Raw genomic sequence first — 14,437 nt, 5'->3', positions numbered from 1 at the left:
CGCCCGCCCCGGCGCCTCGCCCTGGTTTTAGACCCGGCACCCAGCCTTTCGTTGCCGCCGCCGGCGGCAACCGGACCACAGCACCCGCAAGGAGCACCCCATGACGCACAGCGACACGGCTGTCCAGCCGTCCTTGAATGACCCGTCCTTGAATGACCCGGCCCTGAATGACCCGGCCCGCCCCGGCGGGGCCCCGGTCCCGCCGTTCGCCGTCTTTGACGCCCCCGGAATCCCGGTGGAGGTGTCGGACGTTTCCGCGGTGCACAGCGAAGTGACCTACGCCCGCATCCTCGGCTTCCGGTCCCTGAAAATGGACATCTGGCTGCCCCGGCACGCCACCGGCCCTGTACCGCTGGTGCTGTGGGTGCACGGCGGCGCCTTCCAACTGGGGGACCGGCGGGAACTGCCGCCCACGTTCGCCCCGGACTCGGTGTTCCGGCTGCTCAACGAGGCAGGCCTTGCCTGCGCCACGGTGGACTACCGGCACAGCCTCGAAGCACCGTTCCCTGCCCAGCTCCACGACCTCAAAGCCGCCGTCCGGTACCTCCGCGCCTTCGCCGGGGACCTGGGGGTGGATCCCGGCCGGTTCGGCGCCTGGGGCGAATCCGCCGGTGGGCACCTGGTGGCGCTGCTGGGCCTCACCGGCGACCGGGAGGACCTGCACGGCGGCCTTGGTGCGCAGGGGCACTCAAGCGCCGTGCACGCCGTCGTCGATTTTTACGGCGTCTCCTCGCTGGTGGACATCCCGCCCATGAACATGCCGGCCGGAATGTTCCCGGCGGCCCTGACCGCTGCCGTGCCGCCGGGCATGTCCCTGCAGCCCGAACAGATGCTGGTGGGCGGCTCCGCCGACCCGGCACTGCTGGCCGCTGCCAGCCCGGTCAGCTACGTGACCGCGGATGCAGCGCCGTTCCTGTTGGTCCACGGCGACAGTGACGGCCTGGTGCCGCATTCCCAGACGGACCTCCTGGCGGCTGCGCTCGCCGGCGCCGGGGTGGAGCACGAGGTGGTCACGGTCCAGGGTGGTGACCACTGCTTCTTCGGCGCCGAGGACCAGTTGGACGCCATCCTGGCCAACGCGGTGTCCTACTTCTCCCGGAAGCTCGGCCGGCAGTGACGGTGCCTGAGCCGTCGCGCCAACCGGAGACTGACACCGGCCCGGCGCCCGATGCAGGCTTCGCCCAATACCTGGCCTCGCCGGCCGGGCCCCTGGTCCTGGACTCCGGCGCGCTGCGGCTGGCCGGGCCGGACGTCCCCATCCGCACAGTCACCGCCGAAGGCAGGCACGGCCCCGTCAACATCCGGATCTACGGCCATCCTGCCGGCTCCGGCGCCGCTGGGCTGGTGTGGCTGCACGGCGGCGGGTTCGTCAGCGGCACCGTGGACATGCCGGAATCCGACTACCTCGCCCGGGTTTTAGCGGCGGCCGGCACCCCGGTGCTGTCAGTGGATTACCGGCTGGCACGCGATGGTGTGTGCTTCCCCGTCCCCCATGATGACGCCCTGGCCGGCTGGTTCTGGGCGCGCCGGAACGCCGAAAGCCTGGGTCTGGACCCCGGACTCCTATGCCTGGGCGGCGCCGGCGCCGGTGGCAACCTGGCGGTCGGGGCTGCGCTGTACCTGGTGGATGCAGGCAAACCGCTGCCCGCCAAGCTCCTGCTCGCGTACCCCTTCCTGCATCCGGACCTGCCCGCCCCGGCCGGCGGGCTGGCCGCGGACGTGATGGCCGGGCTGCCGCGCCAACTGCGGTTCACCCTGGAGGACTGCATCCGGACCGCCGAGAACTACGTGGGCGGACCGGTGAGCATGGCACCGTCCTACGCGATGCCCGGCTACGCGGACCCCGCGGGACTTCCACCCACCGCGCTGCTTGCCTGCGAGTTTGACGACGCCCGCGGCTCCGCCGAGGTGTTTGCCGCCGCCTTGGAACAGGCAGGCGTTCCAGTTTCCTACTTCCTGGCCCGCGGCGCCGTCCATGGCCACCTCAACCATGCGGCAGGTCTCCCCGAAGGTAGACCGGCGCTGGATTTCCTGGCTGCGGAACTGGCCCTGGCGGGCGCAGCGTGAGCCAGTCCGCGGCCGGCACCCCCGTGATCCCGGGGTTCTTTCCCGACCCCACCGTCTGCCGGGTGGGCGGGGACTACTACCTGGCCTCCTCAAGCTTCGAATACTTTCCCGGGGCGCCTGTCTTCCACAGCCGTGACCTCGTGGCGTGGGAGCAGGTGGGCAACATCCTGACCCGCCGCACCCAGTTCGCCGCGGGTGACCGCCGTGGGTCCGGCGGGATCTTCGGTTCAACGCTCCGCCACCACAACGGGCAGTTTTGGTTCATCACCACAAACATGAGCGACTTCGGCGGCGGCCACCTGCTGTTCCGTGCCACAGACCCGGCAGGGCCCTGGAGCGAGCCTGTCCAGATTGCCGGGACGCTGGGGATCGACCCGGACATCGCCTGGGACCAGGCGGGAAACTGCTACCTCACCTGGGTGGGTTTTGGCCCGGGTCCCGAAGCGTCGGGCATCGTCCAGGCCCGCCTCGACACTGCCGGCGGGCACCTGCTCGAAGCTCCCCGGAAGGTCTGGCAGGGCACCGGGCTGGCGTTCCCCGAAGGTCCGCACCTCTACCAGGTGGGGGACTGGTGGTACCTGATGCTGGCCGAAGGCGGCACCGAGCGGGGCCACGCGGTGTCCATCAGCCGCAGTACCTCACCTGCCGGGCCGTTCGAAGCCTGTCCCGGCAACCCCATCCTGAGCCACCGCAGCCTTGACACCCCGGTGCAGAACACCGGGCATGCGGACCTTGTGCAAAAGCCGGACGGGACCTGGGCTGCGGTGTACCTGGGCGTCCGGACCGGCGGGTCCAGCCCGGGATACCACGTCCTGGGCCGGGAAACGTTCCTTTCCGGCGTCACCTGGCAGGACGGTTGGCCCGGTTTCGACCAGGCCGGCTACCAGGTTCCGGCGTCGGACCATTCGTTTGTGGAGGACTTCGCCGCACCGGAACTGCACCCGCGCTGGGTATCACCGGGCGACGAACCGGCAGCGTTCACATCCCGCCCGGCGGCGGACGGCGGCCTGGAATTGGCTGCCGGCGGGCCGGACAGCCCGCGACTGCTGGCAACCCGCCTCCGGGATGCGGACTGGACCTGCCGGGCCGCGTTCCGTGCCGTCGATGCCGGCGCCGAACTGGTGCTGCGGATCGACAGCAGGCACTGGTACGCGGTCCGGCTGGGGCAGGGCCTGGTGCAGGCCGTCGCCCGGATCGGGCCCCTCACGCAGGAACTCGCGACGGCGGCCCCCCACCCGGGTGAAGCCGTGCAGTTGGAGATAAGCTCCGCGCCGCCCGCCCGGGCCGGGCAGCCCGGCCAAAACGTTGGACCCGACGAGGTGGTCCTCGGCTTCCGGCAGGCAGGACACCTCACCGAGCTGGCCAGGCTGGATGGCCGCTATCTTTCCACCGAGGTGGCCGGCGGCTTCACGGGCAGGGTCATTGGTGTGTCCGCGCTGGGCGGGCCGGCGGTTCTTGACCGGTTCGAGTATCTGTCCGCGGCTGCTGCGCCCGGAACCTGATCCACTGGCCTGCAGCCGGTGGGGTGCCGGCTGCCTGCCTGCAGGCAGCCGGTGGCGTGCTTCGTGACCGGATGCCGTCACGAACTGGCGGCCGGTGCCCGGCAGTGGCACCATAATTTGATGCTTGAGGCAACTAAATCCCCGTCCCGACCCGAAGAGGGACCCCTGAACCCCGCGTTGGCGGCCGAAGCCAGAATCGCCAGGATCGCGGTCACCGTGTTCCCCCTCCTGGTGGTGGCCGCCGGCCTGGCCGGGTTTTTTGCCCCGGGGGCCTTCAAGCCCATGGCGCCCAGTGTCCCGTACCTGCTGGGCATCATCATGTTCTGCATGGGCCTCACCCTGACGCCGCCGGACTTCGCTGCGGTGATCCGCCGCCCCTGGGCCGTGGCGCTGGGGATCGTGGCCCACTACGTGATCATGCCGGGTGCCGGCTGGCTGATTGCCACGGCCCTGAACCTGAGCCCCGAACTTGCGGTGGGCCTGATCCTGGTGGGCTGCGCACCGTCCGGCACCGCCTCGAATGTGATGGCTTTCCTCGCCAAGGGCGATGTGGCGCTTTCGGTGGCCGTGGCGTCGGTGTCCACCCTCATCGCCCCGATCGTCACCCCGCTGCTGGTCTTGTTCCTGGCCGGCTCCTACCTCCAGATCGATGCCGGCAGCATGGTCCTGGATATCCTGAAGACGGTGCTGCTACCGGTGGTCGCCGGGCTGCTGGCCCGGTTGCTGCTCAGGAAAGCCGTGGCGAAGGTCCTCCCCGCACTGCCCTGGGCGTCCGCCGTCGTAATTTCACTGATTGTTGCCATTGTGGTGGCGGGCAGCGCGGACAAGATCGTGGCCGCGGGCGGGATCGTGTTCCTTGCTGTGGTGCTGCATAACGGCTTCGGACTGGGGCTGGGCTACCTCGCCGGCAAGGTGGGCAGGCTCGATGCGCGGGCCCGCCGCGCCCTGGCGTTCGAGGTGGGAATGCAGAACTCCGGCCTCGCCGCCACGCTTGCCACCGCCCATTTCGGGGCCCTGGCCGCCCTGCCATCCGCCGTCTTCTCGCTGTGGCACAACGTTTCCGGCGCTGTTGTGGCTGCCTGGCTGGCGCGGCGTCCGCTGCCGGACCCGCAGGCCTGACCAAACAACGGACGACGGCGGCCTGCGCCGGCGGTGCCGACGCTGCGGGAAGGATAACTCCAGGGTAGGGGCGAGGGTTGTGCTCTGACCATGTGGTGGCAGGCCAAGCCCCGACCGTTCCGCGGACCTGCGGCTTAAGGGCAGAGCCGGACCAGGGCTTCGTGCAGGGCGGATTTCAGCCGCCATAAAGACGCCTGGAAACACGCCCTGGCCCAGAACGAAGGCTGGCGAGAGCAGCTCCCCGTGAAGGGCCGCTACCGGCGCGGCTCACTGTTCATCCGCTAGGCTCGATTTTGGTCCGCTGGGGGCCCTTGACTCTGTTATGGGGGCATAACCATCGTGGGAACTGTTAGTAGATCAACAACGTGGACAGGCCTGCGCCTGGTTCCGCCAGCGCTGCTTTTTGGGCTGCTGCTGGGGCTGGCGGGATGCACTTACGCGGGCGCGCCAACCCAGGAGGAACCGGCCACCGTCCGGGCCACGAACGCTGCAGTTGCGTCTTCCGCCGCTACGCCTGCCCTGGGTGGAGAAACCGTGCGGGACTCGTTTGGCAACGCGGACTTCTACACCACCGTCCCAGGCGATACCCTCGCGGCGGTGGCGAAGACGTACGGGCTATCCGAGGCGAAGGTCGCCGGCTTCAACGGACTCCAGCCCGGAACTCCCCTCGCTCCGGGGACACGGCTCCGGCTAATTCCGGCCGGTCCCATGCCGGGCGCCCAGGGCACTGCCACGATTGACGCAAACGGCATTCCAACGGGATACACGATAGAGCCCGAAGACAGCTTGGCGGGCATCACCTACAGGTTCAATCTGACCGCTGAGCAGTTGGCGGAAGCGAACAAGGTCCCGTTCACCTACGAAAAGGGGAACGTCTTTTTCATCCAGGCCGGCAAGGTCATCCAGCTGCAGAAGAATCCCGTGGACAGCCGCTCAGGGGCCGGTACAGGGGTCACCAACTCGTTCGGCCAAACGGTCTTCTACACCACGGCAGACGGTGACTCATTCGACAGCCTGGGTTACAAGTTTCGCTCGAGCACGGCACAGATCCTGATGTACAACCACTCGCTGTCCGTGGATCAGCCCATCCCTGCCGGTACGAAGCTTCGATTGATACCCGGCGAACTGAAGATCGAGGGCGCTCAGGGGACGTCCACCTCTGACGCCCAGGGCATTCCACTGACATACACCACCGCGCCGGGAGACATCGAACGCCAAGTTTCGTTCCGCTTCGGCGTGACTGACCTGCGCTCGGCCAATCATCCCAGCACAGGCACGGCCGGGGCCTGGTATGACTTCTCAGACCTGCCCAACGGCGAACTTGCGCCCGGGCAGACCATCAGTGTGGCGCTGGACAAGCCCATTAACAAACCCGGCCCCTGACGTTCGCCCGTTTGCAGTGGGCGCCCTGGGGAAGCGTCCAAATCGGGGTAACGCGGGCGCCGCCCAGTAACCAGCTACTGGGGCTCCGGGTCCCTCATATCAGCGGCCCTTCTCTCATCGGCGCTGAGGATGCCGTCACGAACAGCCGTTCTAATCACGAGGTAGAGAACATAGAAAAAGACGGCTGCAACCACCGCCGAGAGGATAACGAGATTCAGCGGACCAGCATCCATAATTTTCCCCCCAAGGATGTTCACATTCGTTCAGACCAGAATTAGCTTAGCGACAAGCGGGCTGACAGTAGCGTCAAAGCAACCAGGTGAGTGCCCGTTGAAGAATCTCCTCACCTGCATTTGGAAAGCGGCAACCGAGGCCTCGCTGCCTGCTCGGTAACCTAGGTAGAGGACAAAAAGGGGGCATTGTGGACGAAAATATTCAGGACCGACGGCGGATCGTCCGGGATTTCGGGGTCCGCATATCGATTCCCGCCGTGCTTTTCGCCGGGTTGCTTGTCTTTCTCATCTCCTCCCTACCGCTTGGTGTGCTTCCGCCTGCAGTGTTGGTCGTAGGAGCTGCTCTCCTGATCGGGGGCACCATCGGATTCTTCACGGGCGTTCGCGGGCCGCACTGGCCGATCTACGCTTCGATCTTGACCGGAACGGCGGTACTTCTCCTGCTGCCCGACCCCTGGCAGGGGCTCGCTCTCCTGCCGATCCCTGCATCGGCAGTCGCCTACGCGTTGGGTAAGGAGATCGCGTTCTTCCGGCTAAACCTTGGGCAAGCTGTTTCGCTGGCCGGCAAGTGACACTCTCGCGTCCATGGGCCCGGTAAGACGCCCATTGCTCGTACGTTGAAATGAGAAGGAATGGAACCTGCTGTAGGCATTTTTATGGTTATTGGTGTGGTCGGAATGATCTACGCAACGATGGCACATTACAAAAACCGGAAGTAGCACCCGCATCTGCTTGCTTGGCGCGTCCCCACGCTGGCTAATCGTGAGCTGTTGTCAATCGAGTGAGAGATGGGGGTAATACCGGTTTGCTTGAACCGTTCAATTGGGCCGCACAATGACAGCAGCGTCCGGTAAGGATCCCTGAACGGACGCCGGAGCGTGCGTTGATCCACCGGCTTACGGCCCACAGTCCAGTCGTGTACACATGGAACATGGGACTAGAGGTTCAAGAATCCGACCGGGAAAACTGTCTGTTCTGCGGCATCGTTGAGCGCGACACTGGAGACCAAATTTTCTTTGCCGACAATGATGTGGTGGCTTTTCTCGATATCGCTCCAGCGACTCGAGGACATACCCTGGTCGTGCCCCGCATACACGCGGCCAACGTGTTCGATGTGGGAGGTGATGAATTTTCAGCCACAATGCGAGGCGTCTGGAGCGTTGCCAGCATCCTCAAGCGACAGCTGAATCCCCAAGGAATGACCCTGATTCAGAGCAGCGGCGAGGCGGCCTGGCAGGACGTTTCTCACCTGCATGTGCACCTCATTCCTCGATATCAAGGAGACGGTCTCGTCCGCCCTTGGGGGCAGGTTCCGAGCCAGCCGGAGGCGGTTGGACAGACAGCTGATTCCCGCGCTCTAACAGGGGAATTGCGCCGAGCAAGCGGCTACGAGGAGTAACCGCTTGCTGCTGAAGGATTGTCCACGGGAAAGGTCCAGTCCCATGCTGGTTTGTGCCACCTGGACAGCCGTCATGCGGCCGGGCTGAAACACTGGAGCTATGGACATGCCTCTCGCCCGTGACTCTGGACATGTGGACCAAAAGAACATCTGTAACGTCGCCCGAGCCTTCGTGGAGGAAAACCATCCTGAAGCATGTGCCTCGATTCTCGGCGGAAGCGCTGCGGCGGGAACAGCAACGTCGACCTCGGATCTCGACATCGCACTGCTGTATCCGACCGGTCACTCCAACTACGCCCAGACCACCCGGTACCGGGGCTGGCTGGTAGAAACCTTCGTACATACACCGGAGAGCCTCCAGTTCTGGTACCGCAAGGAAGCCCAGGATCGTAGACCGGTGATAGCAGCGATATGCGCGAAGGGACTGTTTCTAACAGACGACGGAAGCGGTGCTGCTTGGCAAGAGGGAGCTCAAGCTGAAATGGCCCGAGGGCCTGAACCGCTCACAGACCAAGAACGAGATTCCCGTCGCTACAACCTCAGCGCTCTTGTAGACGACCTCGAAGGCAGCGAGTCGGCAGCGGAAGATCTCATACTGACTGCAGAGGTGCTCCGCGAGGCGGCCGATCTGTTGCTCCTCGAGAACGGGAACTGGCTCGGCGCCGGTAAATGGGTCATTCGCAGGCTCGCCCAGAGTGACCATCACTTGGCGGTCCGCCTGCTGGCATGGGCGAGGGACCCGAACCGCGACCCACAGAATCTCATAGCTCTCGCAAAGGAGGTACTCGGCATATCAGGTGGGTACCTCCAAGAAGGCTTTGTTCGAGGCGCCCTCTGACGAGACTCCCCAAATCATCCTCGCTGCCAATCCACATGGATGCCGGCCAGGGGCGCACAATTGCCTTGGAGCTAGGACGTGCTGAGGCGAAAGGTCACACGCGACAGCTCGGCGTCTTGGGGCATGGTTGGATAGTGCGACTGGAGGCCGGCAGCGTGATCGGCATCGAGGTCGATCAAACGGATCCGCTCCACTGAGAGAACCTCGCCCTCAGCGTGGGCAAAATCAGGGTGGTCCTCGAAGACGAATGTCGCAGGTCCCACCGTGATCGGGTCATCCCAGCGGATGGTTGTAGTCTTCTCGCCTGACATCACGGCGTCGTGATACCGCTTGTTGAATCGAACAATTCGTCGCTCATTAGCATCTGGGAAGAAGTACGTGTCCGGCAGGAGTTTGCGAACCGGCCGGACGACCGGACCGGATTCTGCCGGTACTGCGACCAGTATGTCGGGATGGTGATCGAGGAGCACCTGCCGGCATCGTCCGCACGGGGGGATAAGACCGCGCCCCCTGTCGCCAGCCGCTGCTATCGTGAGCAGTTGCTTCGCCCCTGCGGTTGCCGCAACGCCCAGGGCGACCAGCTCGGCGCACGGGCCACCGTTGAAGTGGTAGACGTTCACTGCCTGGTGAATGTTTCCGTCAATATCCATCGTGACCGCGGCGACGGTGTGATTGTCGCTCGCCCCGAGGGTTCGCGCTAAGGCCTCTGCGGCATCGATGACACGGCGCTCAGGTTCAAGTGGTTCCACAACTGATCACGCTAACAGGCGCGGTCCTGAGGAGCGGATGGATAGAAGCATTTACAGGAATTCTGGACGCCCGGTACAGATCCCCTTGCGGGCTGCCCGATGCGCCAAACAGCGCGGTGAAAACGCCGCCATTTACTGCTAAAAGCCACATCGGGGGCGGAACCAGAGTGATTAGAGGCTCGCGACCTTTTTAGGTGACAGGAGAAAATGTTTGGCCGCCGCCCATTCTGACCGGGGGCAGGGCCTTTACCCAACCGTGAAGGCCCGGTCCGGACAACCTCTTTCATTGAGTGAAACCAACGGGCGCCGGCAAGGCGCTGATGCCGCAAAGTTGAGTCAGGACGTGGCCCGCAACACAGGGCCCGCAGGACAGGACGGCGCGGTACACACATGGAGTCGACGACGACGGCAGGCCGGGTCATCAAGGGCCTTGAGTTTGCCCGTCCCGAGGGGGCGGCGCCGCTGCTGCTGGACCTTCACCTTCCGGCGGAGGCGCAGATCGGCGGCAGCAGCCCTGCCATCGTCCACTTCCACGGCGGGGGTTGGCGGACCGGCGAACGGTCCTCCCTGGGCCCGTCAGTGGACGGCACCGGCATCAACCCGATCGGCGCCCTGGTGGCGGCCGGTTTTGTGGTGGCCTCCGCGGACTACCGCCTCAGCGGAACCGCCGTCTTCCCCGCCCAGCTGCAGGACGCCAAAGCCGCCGTTCGCTGGCTGCGGACCAACGCCGCCGCCTATGGTGTGGACCCGGACCGGATCTACGCCTGGGGTGACTCCGCCGGCGGGCACCTGGCGAGCCTCGTCGCGCTCACTGCGGACGCCAACACCACCGCTGCAGACCGGGTCGCTGCCGTCGCCGCGTGGTACCCGCCCACCGATTTGGTGAAGATGGGCAGCCAGGCCCTGCCTGACGCCGTGGCCAGTGCCGACGATCCAGGCTCCCGCGAGGCGCTCCTGCTCGGCGCCCAACCCGCCGACGCGCCGGAGAAAGCCGCTGCAGCCAGCCCGCTCAGCTACGTCCATCGCGACGCCCCGCCGTTTTTCCTGGCCCACGGAACCGCCGACAGGTTCGTTCCGGCCGCCCAGTCCGCCAGCCTCGCCGACGCGCTGGAAGCCGCGGGCGCCGCCGTCGAACTCCTCCTGATCGACGGGGCCGACCACATGTGGGGCGGACCCGACGGATCCACCGCCGCAGCCGCCCAGGCCACCGCCGCCACCGTTGACTTTTTCCGCCGCCAGGCGACCCACCACTGAACCAGCACGGCCGGCGCCCCGCCCGGCCACACCTGAAAGGCCCCCCATGCATTTCATCGGCATCACCCACCTCGGCACGCCCTGGGCCGCGGCCCTGGCCGGCGCCCGCGTCCTTCCCCTTGCCCCGGTGGCCGACTTCTGGGCCGACCCCACGGGTTGGCAGGACAAGGCCGCCTCCCTGGTGACGGACACGGAAGCGGCCGACGGCGGCACTTTCCTTGAGCGCGCAGGCGTCACCGAAGTGCCTCTGGTCCCGGCCTCTGCCAGGGTCATCTGCGTGGGCCTGAACTACAAAGCCCATGTCGCCGAGGGCAGCTACAAGAACCAGGACCTGCCGCCGTATCCCACCCTGTTCGGGCGCTGGACGGCTTCCCTGTCCGTGGGCAACGTCCCTGTCCCGGTCCCCACCGGCGAAGCAGGCCTGGACTGGGAGGGTGAAGTCGCGGCGTACATCGGCCAGCGGGTGGAGTCCGTGGACGAGGAAACAGCTGCCGGCGCCGTTTTCGGCTACTCCACCTTCAACGACATCACCTCCCGGACCGCCCAGAAGCTCACCTCACAGTGGACCCTTGGCAAAAACGGCGACTTCAGCGGCCCGCTGGGCCCGCTGGTGAGCCGCGATGAGGTGGGCGACCTGCGGGACGGCCTCCAGGTCCGCACCCGCGTCAACGGTGTGGAGGCCCAGAACGGCAACACCCGGGACATGATCTTCTCCGTGCCGGCCATCATCGCCCTGATCAGCCAAACGTTCACCCTGCATCCGGGCGATGTCATAGCCACCGGAACGCCGGAGGGTGTGGGCTATGCCCGCACACCGCAGTGGCTGCTCCAGCCCGGCGACACCGTCGAAGTGGAAATCGACAAGCTCGGCACCCTCACCACCCCCGTGGGCGACGTGTCCCTGCGGAGCCGTGCCTGATGGCTGACACGCCCATTGCCACCCCGGCCGGCCGGGCCGCCGTGGCCGGGCTGCCGGGGGAGGTGCAGGTCCTCATTTCCGGCGGCGGCCCCAGCGGACTCTTCCTGGCCCTGGACCTTGCCGGCCGCGGCATCCCCAGCCTGGTGATCGAGCCCCGGGACGCCGTGGACCACACCCGGCCCCGGGCCAAAACCACCAACGCCCGCACCATGACGCACCTGCGCCGCCTGGGCCTGGCGGACGCCGTCCGCGCCGCCGCGCCGCTTCCCGTGGGGTACTCCCAGGATGTCGCGTTCTGCACCGGCCTCACCGGGCCCGCCGCCCATGAGCTGCGCCGGTTCCGCAACGCCTTCCAGCTGGTCCCCGGCCGGTACGGCCCGCAGCCTGAGGCGGGCCAGCAGATCCCGCAGCCTGCACTTGAGGAAGTCCTGCGCGCCGCAGCCGGCCGGCATCCGCTGATCACCCTGGCCTACGGCCTCACAGTGCAGCATGTCGAGGGGGCGCACGCGCCGCACTCCGTGCTGGTCGCGACCCCTGCAGGTGAGCAACGAACCGTCGTGGCCAACTACGTCATCGGGGCCGACGGCGGCACCTCCGCAGTACGCCGCAGCCTGGGGATCCGTCTGGCGGGCGGGTCCGCGGCGCTGTCCAACATCAGCGTCCTGTTCCACTCCAGGCAGCTGGCCGGCGCCGTGGCGCTGGAACCGGCAGTCCATTACTGGGTGGTGGGTCAGGACGCCTCGGGCATGGTGGGTCCCATGGACCTGGCCAACACGTGGTGGGCCATTGTCCAGGGCGTGGATCCCGACGTTTCGGTGGACAACGCCGCCGCGGAAAAACTGGTCCATTCCCTGGTCGGCGCCGAAGTGGACGTGGAAGTCCTGGCCACCGACGCCTGGACGGCCCGGATGCTCCTGGCACCGGACTACAGCCGCGGCAACATCTTCCTGGTGGGCGACGCCGCCCACCTGAACCCGCCCTGGGGCGGCCACGGCTTCAACACCTGCATCGGCGACGCCGCCAACCTCGCCTGGAAACTGGCCGCCTCGATCAACGGCTGGGCCGGGCCCGGCCTCCTGGCCAGCTACGGCGCTGAACGCCGCCCGGTTGCTGCCCGGACCATCAGCGATGCCGCCGCCAACGGTCAGGCCCTGGCGTACCACTTCGCTGATCCGGCCCTCGCGGCGGCGGGCCCGGCCGGGGATGCCGCCCGTGCCGCAGCCCACCAGGCCCTCGCCGTGAAGCAGAGCGAGTTTGATTCCCTGGGCCTGGTGCTGGGCTACTCGTACGCGGGCTCGCCGGTGGTGGTCCCGGATGGCCTGCCCATCCCGCCGGAGGACCCCATCAGCTATGTCCCATCCGCCAATCCCGGCGCGCTGCTGCCGCACACCTGGCTGGCCGATGCCACCTCGGTGTACAGCAGCCTGGGCACCGGCTTCACCTTGCTGGCCGACGCCGGCACCTTGGCCGGGGTGCCGGAAACCGACGTTTTCGCCCCGGTCCTGGCAGCGGCCGCCCGGCAGGGCATTCCGGTGACCGTTGCCGCCGTCGGCCCGTCCGACGACGGGACCACCATGGCCGAACTCTGGGGCGCGGGCGCGGTGCTGGTCCGGCCCGACCAGCACGTGGCCTGGCGCGGGAACGCCGCAGAAGCCGCCGCGGCCGCCCTGTCCGTCGCGGCCGGTTTGAACGCCGACGCCGCTGCAACATCCCCCAACGACTCCAGGAGTGCCCGTGTCGACGCCGTCCTTCCGTGATTTCCTGTACGCCCCGAACCACCCACGGGTGGCGGCCATCAGGGGGCTGGACGCCCGCGGGTACGCCGAGGCGGCCACGCGGGATTCCTTCGCCGGGCCCATGATCGAGGGCTGGAAAAAGCTCTACCCCCGGCCGTTCCGCGGGATCACCAGTGACGGCGTGATGCAAGAAGGCCTGTTTCCGTTGGCCCCCGCCCGGCCCGGCGAAGAGGCGCCCACCGCGCAGATGGTGGCAGCGGCCGGGAAACTCCTGGCCGTGGTGAGTGATCAGCAGGCCGGGAAGCTCCGCTACGCCGTGGACGCGGTGGAGTGGCAGAGCTGGGCCAACCCCGAGTTTATGCAGCACGATACCGGGCTCCGGCTGGACGAACTGGACGCCCCCGTCCGGGATGCCGCACTGGCCCTGGTGGAAGCCACGCTCAGCCCGGAAGGCTTCGAGTTGGTGCGCGGGCTGATGCGGATCAACGGCTTCCTGGGCGACCTGGTGGAGCTGCCCCTGCTGATGAACGAGTTCAGCTACAACTTCTCCCTCTTCGGCGAACCGTCCGGGACGGAGCCGTGGGGGTGGCAGCTTTTTGGCCACCACGCGGCCGTGAACGCTTTGGTGGCAGGCACCCAGCTGGTCATCTCGCCGGTGTTCCTCGGCGCCGAACCGGACCTGATCGACGCCGGCCCGCACCGCGGCGTCCAGGTGTTCAAGGAGCGGATCGGGCTGGCCCGGCAGCTGATGGAAGCCTTGCCCGCTGAGCTACGCGACGCGGCCACGGTCTATGCGGCCATGGTTGACCCTGCCATGCCTGAGGGCCGGCTCCACTCCGGCGACGAGCGGCACCTTGGCGGCTGCTTCCAGGACAACCGGGTGATCCCGTACGAGGGGATCAAGGTCTCCGCCATGCCCACCGAAGCCCTCGAAGTGCTGGATGCCCTGGTGGCGGATTTCCTGGTGTACCTGCCGGCCGGGCCGCGTGCCGCCCGGCTCCGGGAGATCCGCAGTCATTACAGTGAGACCTTCTTCAGCTGGATCGGCGGCTGGGAGGGTGCGGAGGCGTTTTACCTGCGCGTGCAGAGTCCGGTGGTAATCCTGGAGCTTGACCATCACACCGGGGTGTTCCTGGACAATGACGAGCCGGCGCCATTCCACATGCACACGGTGGTCCGCACCCCCAACGGAAACGACTACGGCCGCGGGCTGGTCAAGCAGGCCCTGACCCCTTAAA

At 67.0% G+C, this 14,437-nt stretch carries 14 protein-coding genes; 12 read left to right on the top strand and 2 right to left on the bottom strand.

Features of this window, described 5'->3' with window-relative positions:
* Nucleotides 1-100 precede the first annotated feature (100 nt).
* The 5 genes from ASF72_RS19060 (at nt 101) to ASF72_RS19040 (ending at nt 6,071) form a co-directional block, all read left to right on the top strand.
* Nucleotides 101-1,117 (top strand): alpha/beta hydrolase, encoded by a 1,017-nt coding sequence (locus ASF72_RS19060; protein ID WP_056601532.1) that lies wholly within the window; start codon nt 101-103, stop codon nt 1,115-1,117.
* Complete coding sequence (locus ASF72_RS19055) at nt 1,114-2,067, top strand: alpha/beta hydrolase fold domain-containing protein (RefSeq protein WP_056601529.1); 954 nt, start codon at nt 1,114-1,116, stop codon at nt 2,065-2,067. Before ASF72_RS19060 ends, ASF72_RS19055 begins: the two co-directional genes overlap by 4 nt.
* Nucleotides 2,064-3,569 (top strand): glycoside hydrolase family 43 protein, encoded by a 1,506-nt coding sequence (locus ASF72_RS19050; protein ID WP_056601526.1) that lies wholly within the window; start codon nt 2,064-2,066, stop codon nt 3,567-3,569. Before ASF72_RS19055 ends, ASF72_RS19050 begins: the two co-directional genes overlap by 4 nt.
* Before the next feature lie 120 nt (nt 3,570-3,689).
* A complete protein-coding gene (locus tag ASF72_RS19045; protein WP_056601524.1) occupies nt 3,690-4,688 on the top strand; it encodes a bile acid:sodium symporter family protein in 999 nt (332 codons plus the stop codon).
* A 534-nt stretch (nt 4,689-5,222) separates the two neighbouring features.
* Nucleotides 5,223-6,071 (top strand): LysM peptidoglycan-binding domain-containing protein, encoded by an 849-nt coding sequence (locus ASF72_RS19040; RefSeq protein ID WP_056601521.1) that lies wholly within the window; start codon nt 5,223-5,225, stop codon nt 6,069-6,071.
* Nucleotides 6,072-6,145: 74 nt separating this feature from the next.
* On the opposite strand, the gene ASF72_RS19035 is transcribed toward ASF72_RS19040, so the two are convergent.
* Nucleotides 6,146-6,328, bottom strand: a complete 183-nt coding sequence (locus tag ASF72_RS19035; RefSeq protein WP_050684238.1) for a hypothetical protein — start codon at nt 6,326-6,328, stop codon at nt 6,146-6,148.
* A 164-nt stretch (nt 6,329-6,492) separates the two neighbouring features.
* On the opposite strand from ASF72_RS19035, the gene ASF72_RS19030 reads away from it, so the two are divergent.
* The 3 genes from ASF72_RS19030 (at nt 6,493) to ASF72_RS19020 (ending at nt 8,541) form a co-directional block, all read left to right on the top strand.
* Nucleotides 6,493-6,876 (top strand): hypothetical protein, encoded by a 384-nt coding sequence (locus ASF72_RS19030; protein ID WP_056601518.1) that lies wholly within the window; start codon nt 6,493-6,495, stop codon nt 6,874-6,876.
* A gap of 344 nt (nt 6,877-7,220) precedes the next feature.
* Nucleotides 7,221-7,703, top strand: coding sequence for an HIT family protein (locus ASF72_RS19025; RefSeq protein ID WP_157371083.1), 483 nt, complete (start codon nt 7,221-7,223; stop codon nt 7,701-7,703).
* 100 nt (nt 7,704-7,803) lie between these two features.
* On the top strand, nt 7,804-8,541 hold the full coding sequence (locus tag ASF72_RS19020; protein WP_056601512.1) for a nucleotidyltransferase domain-containing protein: 738 nt from the start codon (nt 7,804-7,806) through the stop codon (nt 8,539-8,541).
* A gap of 71 nt (nt 8,542-8,612) precedes the next feature.
* Here the strand turns inward: ASF72_RS19020 and ASF72_RS19015 are convergent, their stop codons facing one another.
* Complete coding sequence (locus ASF72_RS19015) at nt 8,613-9,290, bottom strand: ASCH domain-containing protein (RefSeq protein ID WP_082178174.1); 678 nt, start codon at nt 9,288-9,290, stop codon at nt 8,613-8,615.
* Nucleotides 9,291-9,680: 390 nt separating this feature from the next.
* On the opposite strand from ASF72_RS19015, the gene ASF72_RS19010 reads away from it, so the two are divergent.
* The 4 genes from ASF72_RS19010 to ASF72_RS18995 are packed head-to-tail and all read left to right on the top strand — an operon-like array spanning nt 9,681 to nt 14,436.
* Nucleotides 9,681-10,544, top strand: coding sequence for an alpha/beta hydrolase (locus tag ASF72_RS19010; RefSeq protein ID WP_056601509.1), 864 nt, complete (start codon nt 9,681-9,683; stop codon nt 10,542-10,544).
* Between the two features lie 46 nt (nt 10,545-10,590).
* The gene (locus tag ASF72_RS19005) at nt 10,591-11,463 is read left to right on the top strand and encodes a fumarylacetoacetate hydrolase family protein (RefSeq protein WP_050684243.1); all 873 of its coding nucleotides are present in this window, start codon (nt 10,591-10,593) and stop codon (nt 11,461-11,463) included.
* Nucleotides 11,463-13,220, top strand: coding sequence for an FAD-dependent monooxygenase (locus tag ASF72_RS19000; RefSeq protein WP_056601506.1), 1,758 nt, complete (start codon nt 11,463-11,465; stop codon nt 13,218-13,220). The genes ASF72_RS19005 and ASF72_RS19000 overlap by 1 nt, the downstream gene beginning before the upstream one ends.
* A complete protein-coding gene (locus ASF72_RS18995; protein ID WP_056601502.1) occupies nt 13,198-14,436 on the top strand; it encodes a DUF3500 domain-containing protein in 1,239 nt (412 codons plus the stop codon). The genes ASF72_RS19000 and ASF72_RS18995 overlap by 23 nt, the downstream gene beginning before the upstream one ends.
* The last annotated feature ends 1 nt before the right edge of the window (nt 14,437 follow it).

Origin of the sequence: Arthrobacter sp. Leaf141 (genome assembly GCF_001424565.1) — a bacterium.
Taxonomy (GTDB): domain Bacteria; phylum Actinomycetota; class Actinomycetes; order Actinomycetales; family Micrococcaceae; genus Arthrobacter.
This window is presented reverse-complemented; position numbering and strand designations above follow the sequence as displayed.

Coding starts and splice junctions, on each gene's coding strand:
- ASF72_RS19005 (WP_050684243.1), top strand. CDS start 10,591: ATGCATTTCATCGGCATCACCCACCTCGGCACGCCCTGGGCCGCGGCC.
- ASF72_RS19045 (WP_056601524.1), top strand. CDS start 3,690: ATGCTTGAGGCAACTAAATCCCCGTCCCGACCCGAAGAGGGACCCCTG.
- ASF72_RS19000 (WP_056601506.1), top strand. CDS start 11,463: ATGGCTGACACGCCCATTGCCACCCCGGCCGGCCGGGCCGCCGTGGCC.
- ASF72_RS19020 (WP_056601512.1), top strand. CDS start 7,804: ATGGACATGCCTCTCGCCCGTGACTCTGGACATGTGGACCAAAAGAAC.
- ASF72_RS19010 (WP_056601509.1), top strand. CDS start 9,681: ATGGAGTCGACGACGACGGCAGGCCGGGTCATCAAGGGCCTTGAGTTT.
- ASF72_RS19060 (WP_056601532.1), top strand. CDS start 101: ATGACGCACAGCGACACGGCTGTCCAGCCGTCCTTGAATGACCCGTCC.